The organism is Pseudoalteromonas spongiae UST010723-006, assembly GCF_000238255.3.
Classification (GTDB): domain Bacteria; phylum Pseudomonadota; class Gammaproteobacteria; order Enterobacterales; family Alteromonadaceae; genus Pseudoalteromonas; species Pseudoalteromonas spongiae.
The window spans coordinates 2,676,974-2,699,195 of sequence record NZ_CP011039.1 but is presented as its reverse complement, the minus strand read 5'-3'; the positions used below and the strand labels follow the sequence as shown (position 1 = coordinate 2,699,195).

Annotated in this window: 25 protein-coding genes and 1 tRNA gene; 13 read left to right on the top strand and 13 right to left on the bottom strand. The window is 41.2% G+C overall.

All coding sequences use genetic code 11. From position 1 onward, the window contains the following. Positions 1 to 35: 35 nt before the first annotated feature. Entirely contained in the window at positions 36 to 530 is a 495-nt protein-coding gene (locus PSPO_RS12450) for a DUF3016 domain-containing protein (protein WP_010562111.1), read from the top strand. 30 nt (positions 531 to 560) lie between these two features. On the opposite strand, the gene PSPO_RS12445 is transcribed toward PSPO_RS12450, so the two are convergent. Continuing rightward, positions 561 to 875: a hypothetical protein gene (locus PSPO_RS12445; protein WP_010562110.1), complete on the bottom strand. Its 315-nt coding sequence runs from the start codon at positions 873 to 875 to the stop codon at positions 561 to 563. A gap of 41 nt (positions 876 to 916) precedes the next feature. Then, the gene (locus PSPO_RS12440; RefSeq protein WP_010562109.1) at positions 917 to 1,210 is read right to left on the bottom strand and encodes a hypothetical protein; all 294 of its coding nucleotides are present in this window, start codon (positions 1,208 to 1,210) and stop codon (positions 917 to 919) included. Between the two features lie 69 nt (positions 1,211 to 1,279). Here PSPO_RS12440 and PSPO_RS12435 point away from each other — a divergent pair, with 69 nt between their 5' ends. Beyond that, complete coding sequence (locus PSPO_RS12435) at positions 1,280 to 1,486, top strand: hypothetical protein (protein WP_010562108.1); 207 nt, start codon at positions 1,280 to 1,282, stop codon at positions 1,484 to 1,486. 102 nt (positions 1,487 to 1,588) lie between these two features. Here the strand turns inward: PSPO_RS12435 and epmB are convergent, their stop codons facing one another. Further along, the gene (gene epmB / locus PSPO_RS12430) at positions 1,589 to 2,608 is read right to left on the bottom strand and encodes an EF-P beta-lysylation protein EpmB (protein ID WP_010562107.1); all 1,020 of its coding nucleotides are present in this window, start codon (positions 2,606 to 2,608) and stop codon (positions 1,589 to 1,591) included. Between the two features lie 42 nt (positions 2,609 to 2,650). On the opposite strand from epmB, the gene efp reads away from it, so the two are divergent. Next, positions 2,651 to 3,220 carry an elongation factor P gene (efp, locus tag PSPO_RS12425; RefSeq protein WP_010562106.1) on the top strand — a complete coding sequence of 190 codons (570 nt, stop codon included), beginning with the start codon at positions 2,651 to 2,653 and terminating at the stop codon, positions 3,218 to 3,220. Positions 3,221 to 3,296: 76 nt separating this feature from the next. Next, positions 3,297 to 4,268: an elongation factor P--(R)-beta-lysine ligase gene (epmA, locus tag PSPO_RS12420; protein ID WP_010562105.1), complete on the top strand. Its 972-nt coding sequence runs from the start codon at positions 3,297 to 3,299 to the stop codon at positions 4,266 to 4,268. A gap of 68 nt (positions 4,269 to 4,336) precedes the next feature. Here the strand turns inward: epmA and PSPO_RS12415 are convergent, their stop codons facing one another. The 5 genes from PSPO_RS12415 to PSPO_RS12395 form a co-directional block, all read right to left on the bottom strand. Next, the gene (locus PSPO_RS12415; protein WP_010562104.1) at positions 4,337 to 5,557 is read right to left on the bottom strand and encodes a methyl-accepting chemotaxis protein; all 1,221 of its coding nucleotides are present in this window, start codon (positions 5,555 to 5,557) and stop codon (positions 4,337 to 4,339) included. A gap of 28 nt (positions 5,558 to 5,585) precedes the next feature. Continuing rightward, the gene (locus tag PSPO_RS12410) at positions 5,586 to 6,095 is read right to left on the bottom strand and encodes a hypothetical protein (RefSeq protein ID WP_010562103.1); all 510 of its coding nucleotides are present in this window, start codon (positions 6,093 to 6,095) and stop codon (positions 5,586 to 5,588) included. A gap of 42 nt (positions 6,096 to 6,137) precedes the next feature. Continuing rightward, the gene (locus PSPO_RS12405) at positions 6,138 to 6,833 is read right to left on the bottom strand and encodes a glycerophosphodiester phosphodiesterase (RefSeq protein WP_010562102.1); all 696 of its coding nucleotides are present in this window, start codon (positions 6,831 to 6,833) and stop codon (positions 6,138 to 6,140) included. 269 nt (positions 6,834 to 7,102) lie between these two features. After that, positions 7,103 to 7,975, bottom strand: a complete 873-nt coding sequence (locus tag PSPO_RS12400) for a DMT family transporter (protein ID WP_010562101.1) — start codon at positions 7,973 to 7,975, stop codon at positions 7,103 to 7,105. A gap of 109 nt (positions 7,976 to 8,084) precedes the next feature. Further along, positions 8,085 to 8,160 (bottom strand) — tRNA-Ala (locus PSPO_RS12395). Between the two features lie 141 nt (positions 8,161 to 8,301). Here PSPO_RS12395 and PSPO_RS12390 point away from each other — a divergent pair. Genes PSPO_RS12390 through PSPO_RS12380 form a run of 3 tightly spaced genes read left to right on the top strand, consistent with a single transcriptional unit; the run spans position 8,302 to position 9,969 of the window. After that, entirely contained in the window at positions 8,302 to 9,090 is a 789-nt protein-coding gene (locus PSPO_RS12390; RefSeq protein ID WP_010562100.1) for a class I SAM-dependent methyltransferase, read from the top strand. Next, positions 9,090 to 9,488: a hypothetical protein gene (locus tag PSPO_RS12385; protein ID WP_010562099.1), complete on the top strand. Its 399-nt coding sequence runs from the start codon at positions 9,090 to 9,092 to the stop codon at positions 9,486 to 9,488. Before PSPO_RS12390 ends, PSPO_RS12385 begins: the two co-directional genes overlap by 1 nt. Then, positions 9,481 to 9,969: a prolyl-tRNA synthetase associated domain-containing protein gene (locus PSPO_RS12380; protein WP_010562098.1), complete on the top strand. Its 489-nt coding sequence runs from the start codon at positions 9,481 to 9,483 to the stop codon at positions 9,967 to 9,969. Before PSPO_RS12385 ends, PSPO_RS12380 begins: the two co-directional genes overlap by 8 nt. On the opposite strand, the gene PSPO_RS12375 is transcribed toward PSPO_RS12380, so the two are convergent. Continuing rightward, complete coding sequence (locus tag PSPO_RS12375; RefSeq protein ID WP_040642016.1) at positions 9,955 to 11,097, bottom strand: MFS transporter; 1,143 nt, start codon at positions 11,095 to 11,097, stop codon at positions 9,955 to 9,957. The two genes, PSPO_RS12380 and PSPO_RS12375, sit on opposite strands and share 15 nt — an antisense overlap. Before the next feature lie 158 nt (positions 11,098 to 11,255). Between PSPO_RS12375 and PSPO_RS12370 the strand changes: the two genes are divergently transcribed. The 6 genes from PSPO_RS12370 (at position 11,256) to PSPO_RS12345 (ending at position 16,804) form a co-directional block, all read left to right on the top strand. Next, positions 11,256 to 11,798, top strand: coding sequence for a DUF2058 domain-containing protein (locus PSPO_RS12370; protein ID WP_010562096.1), 543 nt, complete (start codon positions 11,256 to 11,258; stop codon positions 11,796 to 11,798). Between the two features lie 298 nt (positions 11,799 to 12,096). Then, positions 12,097 to 12,369: a c-type cytochrome gene (locus PSPO_RS12365; protein WP_394228488.1), complete on the top strand. Its 273-nt coding sequence runs from the start codon at positions 12,097 to 12,099 to the stop codon at positions 12,367 to 12,369. A gap of 82 nt (positions 12,370 to 12,451) precedes the next feature. After that, entirely contained in the window at positions 12,452 to 13,636 is a 1,185-nt protein-coding gene (locus PSPO_RS12360) for a BaiN/RdsA family NAD(P)/FAD-dependent oxidoreductase (protein WP_010562094.1), read from the top strand. A gap of 164 nt (positions 13,637 to 13,800) precedes the next feature. Beyond that, positions 13,801 to 14,739 (top strand): HlyD family secretion protein, encoded by a 939-nt coding sequence (locus PSPO_RS12355; protein ID WP_010562093.1) that lies wholly within the window; start codon positions 13,801 to 13,803, stop codon positions 14,737 to 14,739. Beyond that, positions 14,736 to 15,665: an ABC transporter ATP-binding protein gene (locus PSPO_RS12350; protein WP_010562092.1), complete on the top strand. Its 930-nt coding sequence runs from the start codon at positions 14,736 to 14,738 to the stop codon at positions 15,663 to 15,665. The genes PSPO_RS12355 and PSPO_RS12350 overlap by 4 nt, the downstream gene beginning before the upstream one ends. Further along, positions 15,662 to 16,804 carry an ABC transporter permease gene (locus PSPO_RS12345; RefSeq protein ID WP_010562091.1) on the top strand — a complete coding sequence of 381 codons (1,143 nt, stop codon included), beginning with the start codon at positions 15,662 to 15,664 and terminating at the stop codon, positions 16,802 to 16,804. The genes PSPO_RS12350 and PSPO_RS12345 overlap by 4 nt, the downstream gene beginning before the upstream one ends. Here the strand turns inward: PSPO_RS12345 and PSPO_RS12340 are convergent. The 4 genes from PSPO_RS12340 to recQ all read right to left on the bottom strand — a co-directional run bounded on the left by PSPO_RS12340 (position 16,801) and on the right by recQ (position 22,090). After that, positions 16,801 to 18,525, bottom strand: a complete 1,725-nt coding sequence (locus tag PSPO_RS12340) for a BamA/TamA family outer membrane protein (RefSeq protein ID WP_010562090.1) — start codon at positions 18,523 to 18,525, stop codon at positions 16,801 to 16,803. The two genes, PSPO_RS12345 and PSPO_RS12340, sit on opposite strands and share 4 nt — an antisense overlap. Before the next feature lie 120 nt (positions 18,526 to 18,645). Then, positions 18,646 to 19,914 (bottom strand): metal-dependent hydrolase family protein, encoded by a 1,269-nt coding sequence (locus PSPO_RS12335; RefSeq protein ID WP_010562089.1) that lies wholly within the window; start codon positions 19,912 to 19,914, stop codon positions 18,646 to 18,648. Positions 19,915 to 19,975: 61 nt separating this feature from the next. Then, positions 19,976 to 20,251, bottom strand: coding sequence for a DUF3630 family protein (locus tag PSPO_RS12330; protein WP_010562088.1), 276 nt, complete (start codon positions 20,249 to 20,251; stop codon positions 19,976 to 19,978). 15 nt (positions 20,252 to 20,266) lie between these two features. Further along, positions 20,267 to 22,090, bottom strand: coding sequence for a DNA helicase RecQ (recQ, locus tag PSPO_RS12325; protein ID WP_010562087.1), 1,824 nt, complete (start codon positions 22,088 to 22,090; stop codon positions 20,267 to 20,269). Positions 22,091 to 22,222: the final 132 nt, after the last annotated feature.

Below are 22,222 nucleotides of genomic sequence, written 5' to 3'. Positions count from 1 at the left end.
CCCTTTACACTTGCCAGTTCTCTAGGAGCATACTAATGAAATTAGCTAAGGTACTATTATTAAGTGTTGTAACAATTTCACCGCTTTCAGTATTTGCAGGTGAGGCAAGTGTAACGTATGGGAAATTTAACGATTTCACCGACGTGCGTGCGGCAAATGAAACACGCGGTGGTTATCACAAACGAATCGAAAAGCAATTTACCAAGCATTTTCAGGAGTTAGCTAAGAAGTTGCCTGAAGGCTATAAGCTCGGAGTGACAATCAACGATATCGACCTCGCTGGCGATGTGCGTTTTGGCGGTGGCAGAGAAATGCGTATCGTTAAACCAATTCATTTTCCAAAGCTTAAATTTAGTTATGCGTTAACAGATGCCAATGGCAAGCTGGTGGATAAAGGCGATGCTGAATTAAAAGACATGAGCTTTATGGACAAAATTCGTCGCGGTCGAGACGAAGAATTTATGCACGAAAAGCGCCTTATTACAGATTGGTTTGAAGATCAGTTATTGTCAAAAATTGATGCTAACTAATCATTAGTCATTTAAGAAAAAATAGCGGTACTATAATAGTGCCGCTATTTCTTTGTAGAGTTTACTTGCTTGGGACTCAGTTAAGTTTCCAGCTGCTTTAGATTGACCTATTGAGCTTGAGACTCTCACAACATCACTGCTAACTTGTACTGGCTGCTGCCGATTAATCAACTCTGATTGTTGCTGCCTCTCTCTTGCAGCATCAGAAATCTTTACGACGTCTTGAGTGAATTCACCGTAAATTGAACTAGCCGATACCTTCTCACTCAGGGATGAGCTTTTACTTGACTGTATATTACTTAAGGTAATTTCTGTACCTGCAGTAAGTGGCGTAGCAATCGACATAACAAAATATGTTCAGGATGTGTGCCTAAATTATAGTCAATTTATTTGAAGCTGGCTAATAATTGATGCAAATGCTGCATCTTTATTACGGTGCTTTTAAGTATCGCTTGGTCAATATCATCTTGCGTTGATAAGCTCTCTACATCACTTGCAACTTCTAGCACGTAAGGTTTGAAGCGCTTTGCTTCGATAGTAAAACCACTTTCGCTGTTAAACAAGGTTGAGAATTTACCTTTGCCTTGTTGTTGTAAGGAATCTAATTTGCTATCTGCATCAATAGCTTGGCGATATAATACTTTTAGATTGTTGTTTAGTTCTGAAATAACCGAATTCATAGTATAAAATAACTAAAGATTAAATATAAATTGCCGATATGATAGCACAGTTAACTGAGGTGAGTGACCATGCAGATTTCAAGTCCAGTTCAAAATGTAACAGCAAATGCAGATAGTTCAGAAGTAATTAGTGCCAAACTCGTCAAGAATCAGGTTATAGCCCAAGGGCAACAGGCGTTGGCTTTGATTGATTCAGCCGCAATGCCTGCGCAAACACAAAATAGAGCTAGTTCACCAACAACAACACTCGGTAATAATATCGATGTCTACGTTTAATGGCTGCATTGTTGTTTGTTAAATTGGGCGGTTATCGTTTGTTGTTAAACGATTCTATCGCCTAGGGCTATCGTTTAACGCTACCACTAATTGAAAAGCCACCTAAAAATCGTAAAGCCCTAAATCTAATGGCGTTTTACTTTTTTCTCCGCCAACTTCACGTACTAGTTTGGGTACTAAAAAGCCAGGTAACTCAGTTAATAATTCACGATGTAGTGCGATTGCGTTGGCATCGGTAATTGCAAAGTGGTGGGCGCCTTGTACTTTGTCTAACACGTGCAAATAATACGGCAATATATCCGCTTCAAATAAACGTTCAGAAAGCGAAATTTGTGCTGCTACCGTGTCATTAATGCTTTTTAATAATACTGCTTGATTTAACAAGGTATAACCCGCGCGTTTTACAGCGATAAGCTGCTTTTTTAATGCGTCGTCAATTTCATTCGCATGGTTAATATGCGTTACTAAAATCAATTTTAGCCGAGTGTGAGTGGGAATTGCTAAGAATGCTTCCGTAATACGTGCGGGGATTACAACCGGCAATCGTGAATGAATGCGCATGCGTGTGACATGGTTAATTGCTTCTAGCTTCTCAATAAACCACATTAGTGCTTCATCATTAGCCATCAGCGGGTCGCCACCACTTAAAATCACTTCGTTTATTTCAGGATGCTTTGCTATGTAATCAAGAGCACTTAGTAAGCTTTGTTTATTTTGGTGATTATCTTGATAGGGGAAGTGTCTGCGAAAGCAATAACGGCAGTTTACAGCGCAACCACCACGAAAAATAAGTAATACTCTCGATTTATATTTGTGCAGCAGGCCCGGAGTTTGGTTATTTTGCTCTTCTAATGGATCGCTTGTGTAACCTGGATGTGTTTCAAACTCATCCGCAAGTGGTAAAACTTGTTTCAGTAATGGATCGTTTAGATTGCCTTTTTCCATTCGTGATACAAATGGAAGTGGTACTCTCATAGCAAATAGCTTTCTCGCGGCAATGTCGTCTGATAAATTTTTTGAGTCAATTTCCAGTAACTTAAGCAGTATTTTTGGGTCGGAAATGGCATTTGCTAATTCTTTTTGCCAGTTAGTATGCAAATTTGCTTCAATTCTTTGTATCATTAGCCGATCAATTATGTAAAAAATTTTGCGATAGAGGAAACGATGGCGAATTATAGCACCAATGAGTTCAAGGGCGGCCTAAAATTTATGTTAGATGGCGAGCCGTGTTCAATTCTTGAAAACGAAGTTGTAAAACCGGGTAAAGGTCAAGCATTTAACCGTGTAAAGGTACGTAAACTTATCTCTGGTAAAGTGTTAGAAAAAACATTTAAATCAGGTGAAAGTGTAGAAGCTGCAGACGTTATGGATATCGAGCTAGATTATCTATACACAGATGGCGAGTTTTGGCATTTCATGAATAACGAAACGTTTGAACAGGTTGCTGCTGACGAAAAAGCAGTTGGCGATAGCGTTAAATGGTTAGTTGAAAACAACACTTGTACCATTACTCTTTGGAACGGTAACCCAATCTCAATTACGCCACCAAACTTTGTTGAGCTAGAAATCACAGACACAGATCCTGGTCTGAAAGGTGATACTGCTGGTACCGGTGGTAAGCCTGCTACTTTAACAACAGGTGCGGTTGTACGTGTTCCTCTGTTTGTTCAAATTGGTGAAGTAATCAAAGTTGACACTCGCTCTGGCGAATACGTTGGTCGTGCGCAAAAATAAATTTTTGATTTTATTTCGAAGAAAATCCCAGCGCTAGCTGGGATTTTTGTTTACGCCATAATTAAGAGTAACCATCATGACAGTCCAATGGCAGCCAAGTGCATCAATCGAAAACTTAAACGCGCGGGCAAAAATCATTAAAGCAATTCGTGAATTTTTCTACCAAAGAAATGTAATGGAGGTAGAAACGCCAAGTTTATCGCAGGCAAGCGTTACCGATATTCACTTAGCAAGTTTTAGTACTCAGTTTGTCGGCCCTGGGTTTGCTAAAGGCCTACCACTTTATCTGCAAACATCGCCGGAATTTGCTATGAAGCGATTGCTTGCCGCTGGCTCTGGCGCGATTTTTCAGTTGGCAAAAGCGTTTCGTAACGAAGAAGCGGGCCGTCATCATAATCCAGAATTTACAATGCTGGAGTGGTATCGACCTTACTTTAACGCAGCGCAGTTAATGGATGAAATTAATGACTTAATGATGAGTTTGTTAGGGTGTGGATCAGCAGAGCGTATCACTTATCAAGACGCTTTTTTAACGCATTTAAACTGTGATCCACTCACCGCATCTATCGAAGAGCTTTCTGCGCTTGCCGCTGAGCAAGGGTTTGAGCATATTGCCGCACAAGAAAACGATAAAGACACTTTGTTACAGCTATTATTTTGCATGTGTATTGAACCCAAAATAGGTCAGAAAGCCCCTTGTTTTGTTTATCATTTCCCTGCATCACAAGCGGCACTCGCTAAACTAAATGGCGCAGATCCTCGCGTTGCTGAGCGTTTTGAACTGTACTTTAAAGGTATGGAGTTAGCTAATGGCTTCGATGAGCTTACTGAGGGCTCTGAGCAGCGACAGCGCTTTGTTGATGATAATCAAAAGCGAGCATCGCAAGGTTTACCAGAGGTTGCAATTGATGAGCGATTTTTAGCGGCGCTTGATTATGGTTTGCCACAGTGCTCAGGTGTAGCGTTAGGAGTGGATAGGCTAATTATGTTGGCACTTGGCGCCGAGCGTATATCAGAGGTATTAGCTTTTGATGTTGAGAGGGCTTAACCCTCTCTTATCAGTGCTAGTTTTGAAAGTATCAAAACTAGCACTGGTATGGTAATCCGTCGCTTAGGCTAAATAAACTGTTCGAGATCTTTTTTGGTATCGGATGTTTGACACTGCAGTTCTCTACTATTTTCATTGGCGTTAGTAATTTTATCTTTCGCCATATGGCCGAGCTCGACAATTTGTTGTACCGAGGAATGCGTTTGTTGTTGTGTATGTTCCAGCTGATGCACGGCCGCAACAATTTCTTGTAACTGAGATTGGTTACTTTCTAGTTCTTTGGTCATTTGGCTAAACACATCATTAGTGTTTGCTATCGAACTTTCAGCACTACTCGATTGCTCAATCAATTGCTCAGTTTCGCGGTTTGTTTCACCAACAAGCGTATTCATTTGATTAATAAAATCATTAATTTGGCGAGTTGCATCGTTAACTTTTACTGACAGTGAACGCACTTCATCTGCTACCACTGCAAAGCCACGACCGGCTTCACCTGCGCGTGCAGCCTCAATTGCGGCATTAAGCGCCAGTAGGTTGGTTTGGTCTGAAAACTCTTCTACCATAGTGAGGATTTTTCGAATGTTGTCTGAGTTTTCTTTTAAGCCACCCACGGTTGTTGCGAAGCTACCGAGTAATTCGGTCATGCGCTGAATTTTAGTTACTAGGTTTCCAATTTCATTGGCGGAAGTATGAACTTTGCTCAGGTTTTCAACATTCGCATCAAAGGTCATTTGGGTATTTTGTGAAATTTGATTTAGGCTTTGGCTAACTTCTTCACTGGCGGTAAAAATTGTATTACTAAGTGCTAGCTGCTCTTCACCAATACGGTTGGTTTCAGTCATCGACTTAGTCACATTTTGATTGGTCATTTCAGCAAGTTCGGCTTTTTCATACACCTGTTTTAATAGCGCTTCTAACCGTGAAACAAAGGTATTGTACTGCTCGCTGAGTTCACGAAACTCATCAAAGGTAAATTGGGGTAAATGGGTTGCTAAATCAGCGCCTTTCTCATTGATATCTGTCAGTGTTTTCTTTAGTGCATTGATCGGACGTACAATTAAAAAGTGCATGTAAAAGCAGGTAAAGAAGAAACTGCCAATACTGATTAACGCGATAAACCAATAGCTCATATCAATATGGCCATTATCAGTCAGCTCTTGGTACAGCCAAATTAACGTAATAACTTGAAAGGCAAATAGAAAGCTCAAATTGCCAAAAATTTTGCGTGTTAGTGTAAAGAAAAAGGTTTTTTCAATTTTTTCGTATAATTGCATATATAAAGAACTCATTTTGCATGCCTTAAATGACCTTTACCCTTTAAAAAAGCTCAACATCGTCATCGTGCTGTTGTTGTTCTAATTGACGATGTAATTCAAGCGCTTGCTGTTTGGTTTTACCATCCATAATTGCTTGAAAAATTTGATGTTCAGATTCCATTGAATAACTATTTTTTAATTGGGTGCGCAATCCTTGCCATTTATCTTCATCGGCTAAGTTATCATTATCTTGAATCAAATGGCTCAATTGATCCATCGTTTGCTGAATATGTGACAATTGTTGTGTCAGTCTATCGTAAAACTGAAATGCCATAACCCCATTGTTTACACTGTGCTGTATTTGTTGGTGTAATTCATCTAATTTCGACGAAGTGCTTTTTTCATTTTCAAGTTTGCTGCAAATGTTCGCAAGGTTTTGAAAAACTTGGCTTAACTCTAATATATCTTGATCGCTTTGATTCAGGCTTAGCGTTAATTGCGTATTGCATAAAAGGAGTAGGCGCGATGCTTCACTGCGAAAGCAAAATAAATCTTGCTGTTGTTGGTCCATTAAATGCCCCTAGGTAGCTAAGCTATATGCTTATAGTTAGGATTATTTTTGCAACAGAAAGCTTTGTGCTTTAGAGGGGTAATTAGTAAAAATGCCATCTACACCAAGCGCAAGCATATCGTCAATGTCTTCCTGTTTATCTACAGTATAGGCAAAAACCTTTAAGTTTCTTGTTTTTGCATCGGCAACGTACTCGCAGTTCATAAAATTTTTATCCACATGCACGCTGTAGGCATTTAATCGTTCAGCAAATTCACAATACCCCAGCGGAATAGAGCCGGTTAATGCACCTATTTTTACCCAAGGCAATTGTTGTTTAAGCCATTTTAGCTGGTGATGGTCAAAAGAGGAGATTAAAATATTTTCACGTGTTAGCAGCCCTGATTGAACTTGTTGTTCGATTAGTTGGACTAGCTTATCCAGCGCGAAGGTATGTTTGAGCTCTAGGTTTAATAACGTTTGATTATTAACCCATTGAAATACTTCTTCAATGCTTGGTACGGTTTGTCCGTTACCGGCATCATATTGTTGCACTTCGGCAAGTGTAAGTTTGTTAACTTTTCCTCGCCCATTGGTTGTTCTGTCAAGCCAAGTATCGTGAATAACGGCAAAACCATCGAGTGTACTTTGTAAGTCAATTTCAATGCCATCAACACCCAATTCCAACGCCGCTAATATCGCTGAGCGTGTGTTTTCAGGATACAAACCACTGGCGCCTCGGTGGGCAAAAACTTTCATGTACTAACCCTTTTTGCTCTTAGTCAAAAGTTTATCTCTCACTCAACTTACCACAGCTTAACGGTTAAATTGCACAATTACTTTGAAATCAATCAAGATTTTCTACATCTGTTAAAAGCTAAATCGCAATTCACCTAATTAGCTAATCATGCTAGCTAGGTTGTTTGCTCATAGCGTGCCCGTTTACCTGTACTAAGCAATAGCTATAATTCAGCTTTGCAGGGCGTTTATTGATTTTTGCTCACAGGCTTAACAGAACTAGTATTTTATTATTTTGCTGCCTTAGCTTGTTTGTTAACTAGATAAGTTTCAAAAAATGCGCCACTAATCACCAACGAGCCACCAATTAATGTCGTCAGTGTTATTTTTTCGTGTAACAGTAAAAAGGCGAAAAAACTAGCATACAAAGGCTGCAAGCAGGAAATTAAGCCTGCGGTTTTAGCACTTAAATACGCAAGGCTTGCGGCAAATAAAGCATGTGGGGTTGCGGTAAACACTACACCAACAAGTAAAAGTAAATAAAGGTCGTGTTGCGAAACTTGGTTAAGAGGTACTTCAACAAATGCGCACAACATTATGCTTGCAACAAGGGTTTGATAAAGCATCGTTTGCGGCCCCGAATAACCCATAAAAAAGCTCTTGTGCAGAATATTGCGCAGGGCAAATAAAAAGCCCGAGAACATGCCTGTTACTATGCCAAGGGTAACCTGATTACCAAGGTTTGCTTCCGGTACAAGCAAGTAAATCCCAAGTAACACCATCATGGCAATAAACACATCTTGCATATGAGGTAGGCGCTTTGAAAACAGTGGCTCCATAAAGACGGTCATCACAGGGTAGGTAAAAAATGCGATGATGCCTATGGTGATGCCAGCCATTTGCATACCAGCAAAATAAGTCACCCAATGTAGGCCTACAACCACGCCAAGGATCAAGGCTACACCGTAATCTTTGGTTTGTTTTAATAAAATAGCTTGGCGTGTAAAAAACAAAAAAGCACACAAAGCAATTGCTGCGACGGCAGTACGGTAAACGGTTATATCTAGCGCATTAAGACCAATTAATTTGGCAAACAGTGCAGTGCCACCAAATAATAAAACGGCAGAGTGTAAAAAGGTTAAGCTTTGCTTCTCAGGGGACATAATAAGCAGAAAAAAGAATAATTTGCTGCATTATATCAAGATAAATTTAGCGAGAGATTTTTATTTGAAATACTTGGTATTGAATTTAAAAATAAGAGAGGTTGGAAAGTGGTGGAGCTAAGCAGGATCGAACTGCTGACCTCCTGCGTGCAAGGCAGGCGCTCTCCCAGCTGAGCTATAGCCCCACATTCCAAAAAAGGACATTCAAACCATGTTGCGTTTGAACGGGCAGAACTTTAATTTTTTTTCTGTCACTGGTCAAGTATTTTTTGTAGCATAAAAGATAATTTTCGCTTGTTTGCACATTAATTGTGCGAGAGAGACCAATGGATATTAAAAACTATAACAATCATGCATGGAATAAACAGGTTGAAGCAAATAATGAGTGGACTCAACCTGTCACGACTGAACAAGTAGACGCGGCACGAAAAGGTGAGTGGTCAATTGTTTTAACACCACATAAAAGTGTGCCTCATAACTGGTTTGGCGATCTTAAAGGCAAAAAAGTGCTTTGTCTTGCTTCAGGTGGTGGTCAGCAAGGGCCTATTTTAGCGGCTGCGGGTGCTGATGTAACCGTATTTGACTTATCTGAAAATCAACTTGCGCAAGATGCGCATGTTGCCAAGCGCGATGGCCTAACGTTAACAACCGTTAAAGGTGATATGACAGACTTGAGCTGTTTTGAAAATGAAAGCTTTGATTTAATTTTCCACCCTTGTTCTAATAATTTTGTGCCTGATATATCTGGCCTTTGGGCAGAAGCTGCTCGTGTATTAAAAGTAAACGGGCGTTTACTAAGTGGCTTTATCAATCCTGCAGCGTATATATTTGATTGGTTTGAGGCTGAAAAAGGCGTTACTAAAGTAAGGCACAAGTTACCCTTTAGTGACATTAATAACTTAACCCAAGCAGAGCAGGCATTGCTAAAAGAGCAAGATGAGCCACTGGTGTTTAGTCATTCATTTGAAGAGCAAATTAAAGGTCAGCTAGATAATGGTTTAGTGTTGGTAGATATGTTTGAAGATGATTGGCAGTCAATGGCGTTTTCTGAATATTTTCCGCCAACCATGGCGTGTTTAACAATTAAGTTGCCACAAGCAGTATGGAATCCTTAATGAAACAAATAATTATAACGGTGCTGAGCGCTACTGTGTTAATTGGCTGTGCGAACTCGGCACCAGAGCCTGAAGATTTTGAGATAGTTAATCAACAGCTAAGAACGATAACAGGCAATGATGGCGCTAAGTTATTTTCATATTTAGTCACGGTAAAGGCGGGTTCACAAAAGCTCATAAATAAAAAACGTCAACTGACAAAGTCAGAGATTAAAAAATTATTAAAACAAGAGAATTTTGTCGACTCATCATCACTTAAACTCGATCTTGAAGATAAAGCGGCGCTGCAACTTGACGCTGAATTAAAAAAGAAAAACTACTGCCAAGATAGTTATCAAATAGAAGAAGTTAAATGGCGCGATTACAGCGTAAGATTAAGCGGGCGTTGCGATGAGTGATATTGCGTTTCTTGAAAAGGTATTTAGCGAGCTGGCAATTGACTGTGAAAAAATATCACATCCGCCGCTACATACCGCAGTTGAGGCAGATCGTCTGTTGTTGGAACGCCCCGGAACGCGCTTAAAAAATTTGTTTTTACGCGATAACTACGGTAAACGACATTTTTTGCTCATTACGTCACCTAATAAACAGGTCGATTTAAAAGTCTTATCAAAATCACAAGGATTGTCGCGTTTGGGCTTTGCCTCAAATGAACGCTTAGCGAAATATTTAGCGGTAAAACCGGGGTGTGTTTCCATGTTGGCGCTTTTAAATGATGCGGAAAATGCGGTGCAACTATTGGTGGACGATGCGATATGGCAATCTGATTTGTTTCACTGCCATCCATTTGATAATACCCAAACTTGGTTAATGCAGAAAAACGACTTACTTAAAGTATTTGAATATTCTAATCACAGTGTTGAGTTAGTGAGTTTGTAAGCGTTTAAATTTAGCTACCAGTAAGCCTGAAGCCACACACATCAGTAGCAAGGTTATTAAAAACGCACTTTTGCCAGCGTGCTGATAAATAAGCCCCGGCAAAAATGACCCCAGCGTACCGCCACAATAATAAAAAGATACATACAGCCCATTAGTCAGCGAGCTGGGCGCATAGCTGATTTGGTTAAGTAATGCGGAGGCGCTGGCATGAATAATAAACATCGCCCCACAAAACACCGTAAAACCGATAAAAAAGAGCGTAAACGTGGTTGAAAATAAGCTTGTAATACTGAGCGCATAAACCACAAAGCTAATCACTAATAAATTAACTTTACCTTGTGTTAGGTTTTGTAAACGGGTGCTTAGTAATGATAAGCAAGCTCCTAACAGATAGCCTGAATACACCAAACCAATATCTTTTGAGCTGGTGAAGTGGTAATCGTTTTGCAAAATAAAAGGTAAGTAATTTAATAGCGCAGTAAAACAGAAAAACATGCCAAATACGGCGCAATAAAGGTACAAAGTGCTGCCTTTAGTTACCTTGTGCAGGTTCTCTTTAAGTGACGCCGGTACGTTTCTTTGACCGACATAACCACGCACTTTTTTATTGGCAAGGCTAAGTGATAACAGCACTAATACAATTGCGAGCAAATAAAAATAAACCTGCCAATGGGTGTATTCGCTTATTGAAGCGCTGACAACGCGTCCTAAAAAACCACCTGCAATTGTGCTTAAAATATAACTTGTGACGGCTTTACTCAAAAAGCTGTAGCGATAATGTTCACCAATATACGAGGTCATTGCGGTGAGCGCCGCTGGCAGTAGCAAACCTTGAAAAAATCGAATAATAAGTAATTGCTGGAACGTTTGCGATAAAGGTAATAACGCACAGCTAATACCCAATAAAAACAATGCTATTTTTAATAGTGAGAGTGAGTTTATACGAAGTAGTAGATAGCCATAAACTAATGGCGCAACCGCCAATGGCAACATAGTTACGGTCATTAGCAAACCCGCCTGCGCAGACGTTAGCTGATATGACTTTGCCAGTAAAGGCAAAATTGGCTGTGGTCCATATAATACAAAAAACGTAAAGACCGAGCACAAAAGTAAATGTATAAACTTCATGGTGAGAGAGGGTTGTTTATAACGGCCAAATTGTACCGTATTTTTAATTGCTTAACCTTAGTTTAAGCTAACTTTTCCTTGATTTAAGTTATGCTGGCTTCACATCTGGTGAATGGCTGTTATAAAATAACGCTAATACTTTTATAAGAGAATTAATCATGGGTTCATTACAAGATCAGTTGCTAAAAGCAGGCCTTACTACTGAGCATAATATGAAGGTTGCTAAATCAGAAAAGCGTAAACAAAACAAAAAGAAGAAGAAAAAAGGCGCAACCAGTAACCCAACCGATTTGCAAAAGCATATTGAGCAAACTAAAGCTGAGCAAGCTAAAAAAGCAGCTGAAGTAAATGCGCAGAAGCAGGCTGAACTAAAAGAAAAAGAGCAGGTAGCTCGCGTTAAACAAATTCTAGAGCATCACAACCAAGACGAAATTAGTGGTGATGTTACCTTTAACTTTACCTTTGAAAGCAAAATCAAAGAACTTGAAGTTAATGAGATTACTCACAAACAACTGGTAAAAGGTTTGTTGGCTATTTGCTATTTAGAGGGCAAGTTCTATGTACTACCTGATGAACCTGCACGCAAAATTGCTGAGGTAGACGAAAAGTATATTGTACTGCATGCCGAGCCGGAAAAAGATCAAAAGGATGAAGATGATCCTTACGCAGACTTTGAAATACCAGATGACATCATGTGGTAATCCACTGTGTAAAAAATGCCTCATTTTATTGAGGCATTTTTATTTGTGGTTAAGTAAATAAATTTGATCAAACGCAAGGTAACGTTCGCTTAGCGACTCAATCTTGCATGCTTGTTTGTTTTTTATACTGTTTTATCTTTACAAAACAGTATGAAAGTGGTCTACAATAGGTTAGTGCGAGTTTAACTTGTTGATTCAACAGTATATTGCAATTGAGAATTATTTACCGTCGAGATGGAATTATAATATGAATAAACTTTCAAAAACGCTCAGTGTAGCGGCTTTAACACTTGTGGGCATGGCGTCAGGCAATGCAATCGCAGCGGATGGTGCAGCACTTTATACAGCTAAAATGTGCCAAACGTGTCATGGGGCTGAAGGTAAAGCGCCAATTATGCCACTTTATCCTAAACTTGCAGGTCAAAACAAAGAGTACGCGCTTGCTCAAATGAAAGACATTAAATCAGGCAAGCGCAACAATGGCATGGCTTCAGCAATGAAAGCCATGGTTGCTAATGTTACTGATGAAGAGCTAGAAGCAATTGCTGATTATTTATCTAAAGTAAAATAATCACTTTATTGATTCAAAAAGCCGCAGATGCGGCTTTTTTTGTTTATAATGCGCGGCCAAAATAGCGAAGTGGATAATAAAAATGGTTCAGGTTGATGTATTAGTAATTGGTGCAGGTGCCGCTGGTTTAATGTGCGCCGCACAAGCCGGTTATCGTGGACGCTCTGTAACCGTGATTGATATGGGTAAAAAACCGGGCCGTAAAATCCTGATTAGTGGCGGCGGCCGTTGTAATTTTACCAACGAAAATGCCTCGCCAGAAAATTATCTTTGTACAAATCCCCACTTTGTTAAATCGTGTTTAAGCCGTTATACCCAACATGACTTTATTGAACTCGTTGATCGCCATGGTCTTGCCTACCACCACAAAACACTCGGTCAGCTATTTTGCGATAACTCAGCGCAAGATATTGTCGATATTTTATTAACCGAATGCGAATGGGCAGGGGTGACAATCCAACTTCGCCAAGAAGTACTGAGCGTGGAAAAAACCGAAAGTGGTTTTACCGTAATAACCAGTGAAACAAGCTATAGCTGTGAGTCGCTGGTGGTGGCTTCTGGTGGTTTAACCATGCCAAAACTAGGCGCTACACCAATCGGTTATAAAATTGCAGAGCAGTTTGACTTAGATGTATTGCCAACAATGGCTGCTTTAGTGCCATTTACGCTGCATCAACACGATAAGGCGCGTTTTGAAGCTTTATCGGGCATTAGTGTACCGAGTATTGTAACTGCTGAAGATGGCACACAGTTTAAAGAAAATATGTTGTTTACCCACCGCGGCTTATCGGGGCCAGCAATACTGCAAATTTCATCATTTTGGCGTGCGGGTCAGACAGTGTCAATTAACCTGTTACCAGAGCTAGAGCTTGCGGGGGAAATTCATACACAACGTCAATCTAATGGTCAAAAATCGCTTAAAAATGTGCTTGGAAGTGTATTGCCAAAGCGTTTTATTGAAATTTTAGTAACTGGTGGTGATATTCCAGATAAAGCGATTAATCAGTTATCTCACACTGAAATTGAACAATTATCTAATTTTATTCATAACTGGAAAATAAAACCCAATGGAACAGAGGGTTATAGAACTGCTGAGGTTACTTTGGGTGGTGTAAATAGCGCGGAATTAAGTTCTAAAACATTTGAAGCCAATAAAATTAAAGGGCTTTATTTTATTGGTGAAGTCACCGAAGTAACCGGTTGGCTCGGGGGCTATAATTTCCAGTATGCATGGAGTTCAGGTTGGGCGTGCGGCCAAGCCTGTTAAATAAATTAAGTTCAGTTTCAACCCTCCATTCTATATCGAGCAAACTTGATGTAAGCCACGTTTGCTCATTAAAAACATGCCTTTCACAATTTAAATAGTTTATTTTTCACGCTTTTTTGTTAGCTTAAAGACTCGCCTTTATTTTTGATAGGGAGTTCAGGCAGATGAAAGCGTGGCTTAGTATTTTCGTGTTTATTTTATTAGCTGGGTGCAGTGATGAGCAGAGTGTTGCTCTTGGCACGTTAGAGCGAGATCGCATAACCCATTCGGCAACAGTCAATGAGGTATTAATTGCGTTGCCAGTAGCGCGTGGCAGTATGGTTAAACAAGGGGATGTGCTAGCGCAATTAGATAATACTAAGCAATTAGCCCGTGTTGCCAAAGTGAAAGCCGATTTAGAGTCTGCGAATGCACATTTTATTAAACTTAAAAACGGTGCCCGCGAAGAAGAGGTGGCAAGAGCGCAAGCCACGCTTGCTGCTAATAAGGCTAACTTAGTAGAGGCGCAGCAGAACTACCACCGTGCCGTAGAAATCGTGGCAAAAGACCTCGCACCTAAAATCAGCCTAGACAGTGCAAAAGCCAATTTAGACGCAGCAACCGCCAATGTTGAAGCGGCAAAGCAGCAACTAACCGAACTTACTAACGGCACGCGAGTGGAAGATTTACAAGTCGCCGCAGCAAATGTTAAAGCCCAGCAAGCGTTACTTAGTGCAGAAGAAAAATTACTAAGTGAACTTAATATCACCGCAACCCGTGATGGCCTTTTGGATAACTTACCTTGGAATTTAGGAGAGCGTGTTACCTTAGGTAGCCCTGTTGCGATTGTGCTTGCGGGCGAAGCGCCTTTCGCGCGCATTTATTTGCCACAACAAGCGCGGGCAAAATTAAAAGTGGGCGACAGCCTAACAGTGACTATTGCCGAGCAATCAGAGCAAATAAATGGCACTGTACGTTGGCTTTCCCATGAAGCCGCTTTTACTCCGTACTATGGTTTAAATCAGTATGACCGTACCCGTTTAATGTATCTTGCTGAAGTCCAATTACCAGCAAAATACCAAGATTTACCCTCTGGTTTGCCAGTTGAGGCAAGGCTACCATGAGTGACGCGGTTATAAATGCTAATGGATTAACCAAGCAGTTTGGTGAAGTAATCGCTGTTAATCAGCTTGATTTAACCATAAATAAAGGTGAAGTTTACGGCTTTTTAGGGCCAAATGGTTGCGGCAAAACCACGGCCATTCGTATGCTAACCGGGCTTTTAATGCCCACAAGTGGCGATGTTTCGGTACTTGGTTTATCACTACCAAAACAAGCTAACTTACTACGTTATAAAATTGGATATATGACGCAAAAATTCTCACTTTATGATGATTTAACCGTAGCGGAAAATCTTGCGTTTTTAGCGGATGCTTACAGTTTAAAAGGAAAATATAAACGTAGTCGTATTGATGAGTTGTTAGCAATTTATGACTTAGCAGCAAGAGCAAATCAACTTGCCGGTAGCATGAGTGGCGGGCAAAAGCAGCGCTTAGCCCTAGCTGGCGCCACAATTCATAAACCTGAGTTACTTTTTTTAGATGAACCAACCTCAGCAGTAGACCCTGAAAACCGCCGTGATTTTTGGGAGAAGCTATTTGATTTAAGTGAGTTGGGCACGAGCATTTTGGTTTCAACCCATTACATGGACGAAGCCGAACGCTGCCATAAATTGGCAATTTTAGAAAAAGGCATTAAACGCGCCGATGATTCGCCCGAACAGTTAATGGCTAATCTAAATTGCCAAGTTGTTGAAGTAGAGGTGAACAATTCGCGCAGTACTAAACGCAGCTTAGAATCACTTACGCACATTCATTCTGCGACTCAGCTTGGCGCAAGACTTAGGGTACTTGTTGATAATTCAGTTAATGATGCTGAAACATGGCTTTTACAATTTGACGATGTAGTAGCCGCTAAAGCGGTGCGCCCGAACCTTGAAGATGTGTTTGTTAGCGTAACGGGGGAGCGCAATCGGGAGCAAACGATATGAATCTATCTCGTATTTTTTCGATTGTTAAAAAAGAGCTGCTTCAGCTAAAGCGCGACAAAACCACCTTTGCTATGGTGGTGATGATCCCCTTAGTGCAGTTGTTATTATTTGGTTTTGCGATTAATACGCAAATTCGTGATATTCCCGTTGCGGTGGTAGATCTAAGTAATTCGGCGCTTGGCCGCGTACTCACACAAACGGTTGAAGCCAGTCAAACGGTTAAAGTGGTTGCTAAATATCCCAGTGTTATTTTGGCGGAAAAGGCTATGGCGCAAGCGAAAGTAAGAGCCGTTTTGGTTATTCCGCGCGACGTTGCTGAGCGTCTTTCTCGCCATCAAGCACTTGGCAGCGCAACGCCAAATTCAAGTAATTACCAGCTGGTTAGGCCGATTGGACAATGGCTGGTGGATGGTTCAGACACTATGATCACAGGCGCAATTAAAGGGCTTGCCAATATGCCGCTCGGTGAACTTATGAAGCAGCCTGTTAATCGTCAAGTCACCACCTTTGCGGTAACGCCATATTATAATCCTGCCCAGCGCAGTGTAGTGAATATTGTGCCAGGGTTAGTTGGCGTAATTTTGACTATGACCATGGTGATGTTTACCTCAGCGGCAATTGTGCGCGAGCGAGAGCGGGGCAATTTAGAAATGCTGATTAACACGCCAATCAGCTCATTTGAGTTAATGCTTGCGAAGATTATTCCGTTTATTTTTATTGGCGCACTGCAAGTAACCATTATTTTATCGCTGGGTTATTTAGTATTTGATGTAAAAGTTGTGGGGTCGCTATTACAGCTTGCGCTGATGACCTTGTTGTTTATCTCAGCTAGCTTGGTATTAGGATTAATCATTTCAACCATTGCAAAATCCCAACTGCAAGCCATGCAATTAACGGTGTTTGTGTTGTTACCGTCTATTTTACTCTCAGGCTTTATGTTCCCGTATGAAGGCATGCCGGAAGTCGCGCAGTATATTGCCGAAGGCTTACCTGCAACCCATTACATTAGAGCCATGCGGGCGATTGTACTGCGCGATGTGGAAGTGAGTGATATGACCTATGATGCCCTTTGGTTAATGGGTTTTACGTTAGTTGGTTTGATCATTGCGTCATTGCGGTTTAAAAAGCGGTTAGACTAAAAACGGTTTTTTACTTTAATCACCCATTGTACTGTATCTATTTCGTCATCTTTATCGAGCGGGAAGGCAAGGTCGATATGAATGACGGTTTTTGCAGTTGCACGGCTTGGCGCAAGGCGTAAGCCAATGCCTGCGTCTTTTAAAAATTGGCCATTTTCGCCGTTGTTTTTATCGGGGAACCAAGCGCGGCCTACATCAAAAAACACAGCCCCACCCACTTTAAACAGTTGCAGTAAGTGATACTCCCAGTAATAACGCTTTTCAAGATTGAGCAACACAGAGCGGTCGCCCATTTGGTAATGAAGTGGGTAACCTCTAAGGCCTGTATCACCGCCTAGAGTCAGTTGTTGATCGGCTGTTAAGTTGCCACCATAGCGCAGTGAAAGATTAGCAAACCATGCGCGATAGCTGCTGCTATTGTAGAGAAAATTAGTATCTAAGTAAGCGTGTAAGTTTTCGCTTTTTTGTTGCTCTGTGTTCCAATAACCATGTACCCCCGTGTACAAGCGCCACAGCATACTATCATTTAAATGAAACGCTTTTGCGGCGCTGGCTTCAAGCACAACACGGCTATCGTCATCAGCAAGGCTTTCGTCTGAATAGCCAAGTCGGGCAAATACATTCCAACCTAAGTTTAAATCTTCGGTGCGGCCAATTGAGTCGAAGTTACTCAAGGTAATGTATCTATCTTCAATTAGCTGATAGCCAAGCCAAGGGTAATTAAGTGAGCGATCTTTGGCTAACGGTAAAGTGGTTTCAGCGATTTGTTCAAACTTAAAATCTTCTTGTTGCCAGCCTACAAGCCAACGGTTAGTCCAGCTGCCCAGCTTACTGCCTTGGCCATAGAATACTTGGTTAATTTGATTCTCTTGTTTGAATTCCGATACCACATCACCGCGATAATAAAGTGGCAACTCTTTTGTATCATCTAAGGTAACAGCACCATAACTTTGCTGTGATGCGAGTGAATAAAAGGGGAGTTTAAAGTCTAAATAGACGCGTTCACCATCGTCATTATCACTAAATTCAAAACGGCTACGATAACGGCTGCCCCATATATTTGGGTCATCATAGATAAAAGTATAACCAGTGCGGTCGGCATCGCTGCGCCAGGAAAGCGAAACGCGTTTACCTAAACCAAGCAAGTTTGTATCGCGAAAACCAAGTTGCGTTTTATCCTCGCCGCCGCTGCGGCTATAGCTTATTTCTGGAGTGAGTGTCCACAACTCTTTGGTGGTGATAGTAACCACAATATTGTCGTCACAATCACGTTCAGCTTCAATTTTAGCATCGTATAAATAGCGTGCATCACGCAAAATACGCTCTGATTCGCGTAGCAGTTGTTGGTCGTATTTATCACCTTGTTGAAACAGCAATTGCTGCAAAATAACGTGTTCTTTGGTGACGATATTAAGTGTATTTAAACCACGAAATAAAAAGTTATCTTCTTTAGGGTTGTTAGTATCAAAAATATTATGTCGAACGAGTCGAATATCACTAATAATCGCATTGGGGGCATCGGGAAGTTTGGAGTTATCAATGCTTTCAATATCAAAGTTACTTTTACGATCTTTTGGCTGATCAGCAAGCCATTGGCATTGGCTTAACGAAAAAATGTCCGTCTTGGAAGTGGCGTCTGCTTGCGCTGCGCAATAGCCATAAAATGGCACGAAAACAAGGCAAAAAAGTGCGCTAAAACGGCTAAATTTTAATACTGACATAACGCTCCTTTTTACTTGGATTTATTTTAATTCTATACCATTAATTTTAGTCTTGCAGAAATTAAAGCAAATAAAAAGCAGCCAATGGCTGCTTATAACTAATTAAAATATAATAATTTATTACTTAACTACTTGGCCTGAACGCATCACGAAAGTGACGTCCATTAACTGCTGTATATCCTGTAATGGCGAGGCTTTAGTGGCGATAATGTCGGCAAATTTACCGCTTTCGATAGTGCCTAGCTGATTTTCCAAACCAAGTAACTTTGCGCTGTTTATGGTGGCCGATTTGAGCACTTGTTTTGCTGGCATTCCGGCCTCAACCATCAGTACAGCTTCACGCGCGTTGGTACCGTGTTTTGATACCCCACTGTCGGTGCCGTAAGCAATGTTCACACCGGCTTTATAGGCATTAAAGAAATTACCTTTCATATCGTTGCCAACACGGATCGCTTTGGCTTTTATCGCATCACTCATAAAGTTTGAGTTATTAGCCATTTCAACAACGGTTTCACCAGCAAGCAAAGTAGGCACCAAATACGCGCCGGTTTTCTTGAACAGTTTATAGGCTTTTTTGCCTGCGTAAGAGCCGTGCTCGACACTGGCAACACCGGATTCAAGAGCGGCAATAATGCCATCTTCTTGGTGAGCGTGCGCAGCTACTTTTCTGCCCATGGTGCTTGCAGCCTTAACCACTTGATTAAGTTCATCGTCTTCCATTTGTTGGCCTGTACCGGTTGCACGGTCTGTTAACACGCCGCCTGTAGCGGCAACTTTAATCCAATCGGCACCATATTTTATGGCGTGACGCGTCGCTCGGCGACAATCATAAGGGCCATCGCAGGTAGTTTTTTTAGCAAATTTGTCCAGCATTTCATGGTGCACGCCACTGCTATCAAGGTGACCACCAGTTATCGCAACGCCACCTGCAGCAATAATGCGCGGCCCTTCAAGCCAGCCTTTGTTTATGGCATCACGCAGGGCATACATATATTGTGGATCGGACCCAAGATCGCGCACTGTAGTAAAACCGGCTTCTAAGGTTTTTTTGGCGTAATGGGCACTGCGCATACCGATTAGTTCGGGTGATACTTTGGCAATTTCTGCGTCGTTGTCTGGCCCTAATTCAAACTGCAAATGCACGTGCATATCCATTAAGCCTGGCATTACAAAGCTGTCAGATAAGTCGATCAGTGTTTGCTCATTACTGGCTTGTTGAAAACCGGCCTGAATACTGACGATTTTGTCGTCTTCAATAATAATAGTTTGCTTTGAAAGTGGCGTTTTATCGGCGTGAACCATTAGTTCGCCTGCGTGAATGAGGGTTTGTGCTGCAAAGCAGTTTGGAACAGCGAATAGGGCGAGCGTGAGTAACGATTTTTTAAACATGGCTATTGTTCTTATTGTTTTGTTTTACCTCACGCTAGCATGGTGAAAAGTAATGTCAAAACTAAAGCGATGAATAGAGCTCGGGTAATAATTCAAGATCTTGCTGACTGTCGCTATTAATCCAAATGCTTTGACTATAGTGTTCAAAGTTTAAATTAAACGAGGTGTTTTTAAATTTGAAGCGCATTAAGTGACGGTCGGCACCTTGTTCAAACTCTAACGATGAAATTGCATCATTGTGAAGATAAATACTTGCCCACAGCTCAAATTCTTCATCATCTGGCAGTTCAACAGGGGTAATTAAAATATGGTCTGAGAAAAGGACTTTGCTAGTCATTATATGCTCCAATAATTAGCTGGTTAAATGCATACGAATGGCATTCATAAAGTAGGCGCCATATTTATTGAGTTTGGTAAATCCAACACCTGATACTTTCAGGAATTCGGCATCGCTGGTTGGCATCTTTTGCGCCATTTCAGCAAGCGTAGCATCACTGAATACCACATAAGGTGGTACATCTTCCGCGTCAGCCAGCTCTTTACGTAAGCCGCGAAGTTTGGCGAATAGCTTTTTATCGTAGTTAAAGCGTGCAAGTTTGTCTTTGTAAACGTGTTTCACTTCAAGTCGCGGTTCGGCTAGTTGCAGGGCAAAATCACCTTTTAATACTGGGCGAGCTGCTTCGGTTAAGCGTAAGCTAGATGATTGCGTGATATCTTGGTGCAATAATCCGTGGTGAATAAGCTGACGCAAAATACTCAGCCAATATTCAACCGATTTGTCTTTGCCAAGGCCAAACGTTGAAAGTTGGTCGTGTTGGTTTTCGCGAATACGAATGGTATTGGCGCCGCGTAATACTTCAATCACATAACCCATACCAAACTTTTGCTCGACGCGATAAACACAACTTAATGCTTTTTGAGCCAGTTCAGTTCCATCAAATTGTTTTGGCGGATTTAAACAAATATCACAGTTTCCGCAAGGCTTACCTTGATACTCAGAAAAATAATTAAGCAGTATTTGGCGGCGACAGGTTTGTGCTTCAGCAAAGCTGGCCATGGCATTAAAGCGCTGCTCTTCTACCTTACGACGTTGCTCATCGGGAATATCATCAAAAAAGCGTTTTACGCGTGGTACATCGGCAGGGTCAAAATACATAATGGCTTCGGCTGAGAGGCCATCACGGCCTGCGCGACCGGTTTCTTGATAGTACGACTCGATGTTTTTAGGAATATCGTAATGAATAACAAAACGCACATTCGGTTTATTAATTCCCATGCCAAAGGCAACAGTCGCCACGACTATATGAATATCGTCCCGCGCAAAGGCGTTTTGCACAAATGAGCGCTGTTCATTTTCAAGCCCAGCATGATAAGACGCAGCGTTATAGCCTGCATCAACGAGCTTTTCAGCTATGTCGTCAACGCGCTTTCGGCTTGAGCAATAAATAATACCGCTTTGCCCTTTTTGCTCTTTTAAAAAGCGCATCAACTGACTAAGCGGTTTGAATTTTTCTTCAATGGTGTAACGGATATTGGGGCGGTCAAAACTGCCCGTATAAATATGGGCATTAGTAAGACCCAGTTGCATCACGATATCGTTACGCGTGGCAATATCTGCCGTTGCAGTGAGTGCCATAATAGGAATATGGCTAAAGCGTTGTTTAAGTTGCCCTAAGCGATAGTAGTGAGGTCTAAAATCATGGCCCCAGTGAGAAACGCAGTGCGCTTCATCTATGGCAAATAAACCAATATTTAAATGCTGTAAGCGGGTACTAAAATCGTCAGTAAGCAGTCGCTCAGGTGCTACATATAAAATTTTAATTTGGCCTTGGTGCAGGCCTTGATAAATTAATTGCTGCTCTTCGCGCGATTGGCTGTTGTTAATGTATGCCGCTGCAACACCTTGTGCTTTTAGCTGTGCGACTTGATCTTGCATGAGGGAAATAAGCGGCGAGACCACAATGGTAATACCGGGTAACAGTAATGCAGGTACTTGATAACATAATGATTTACCACCACCGGTTGGCATCAAAACCAAACAATCTTGACCTGCAAGCACTGCGTCAATGACTTGCTCTTGCCCAGCACGAAATTGCTTATAGCCAAATACTGAACTTAATACGCTGTGAGGCGTTTGTTGCTGCATTACTGGTTGGGTCGCTTGTTGATTTTCCATTACATTAAGGTGTATTCGATTGGCATTATGTTATCTGCATTGACTTACAAAGCATGCGATTTAGCGAGCGCTAATTCTAAAGTCTTTTTATCGCGCTGTCTTTACTTAAATTGAGCAGATCCCTAAACTGGC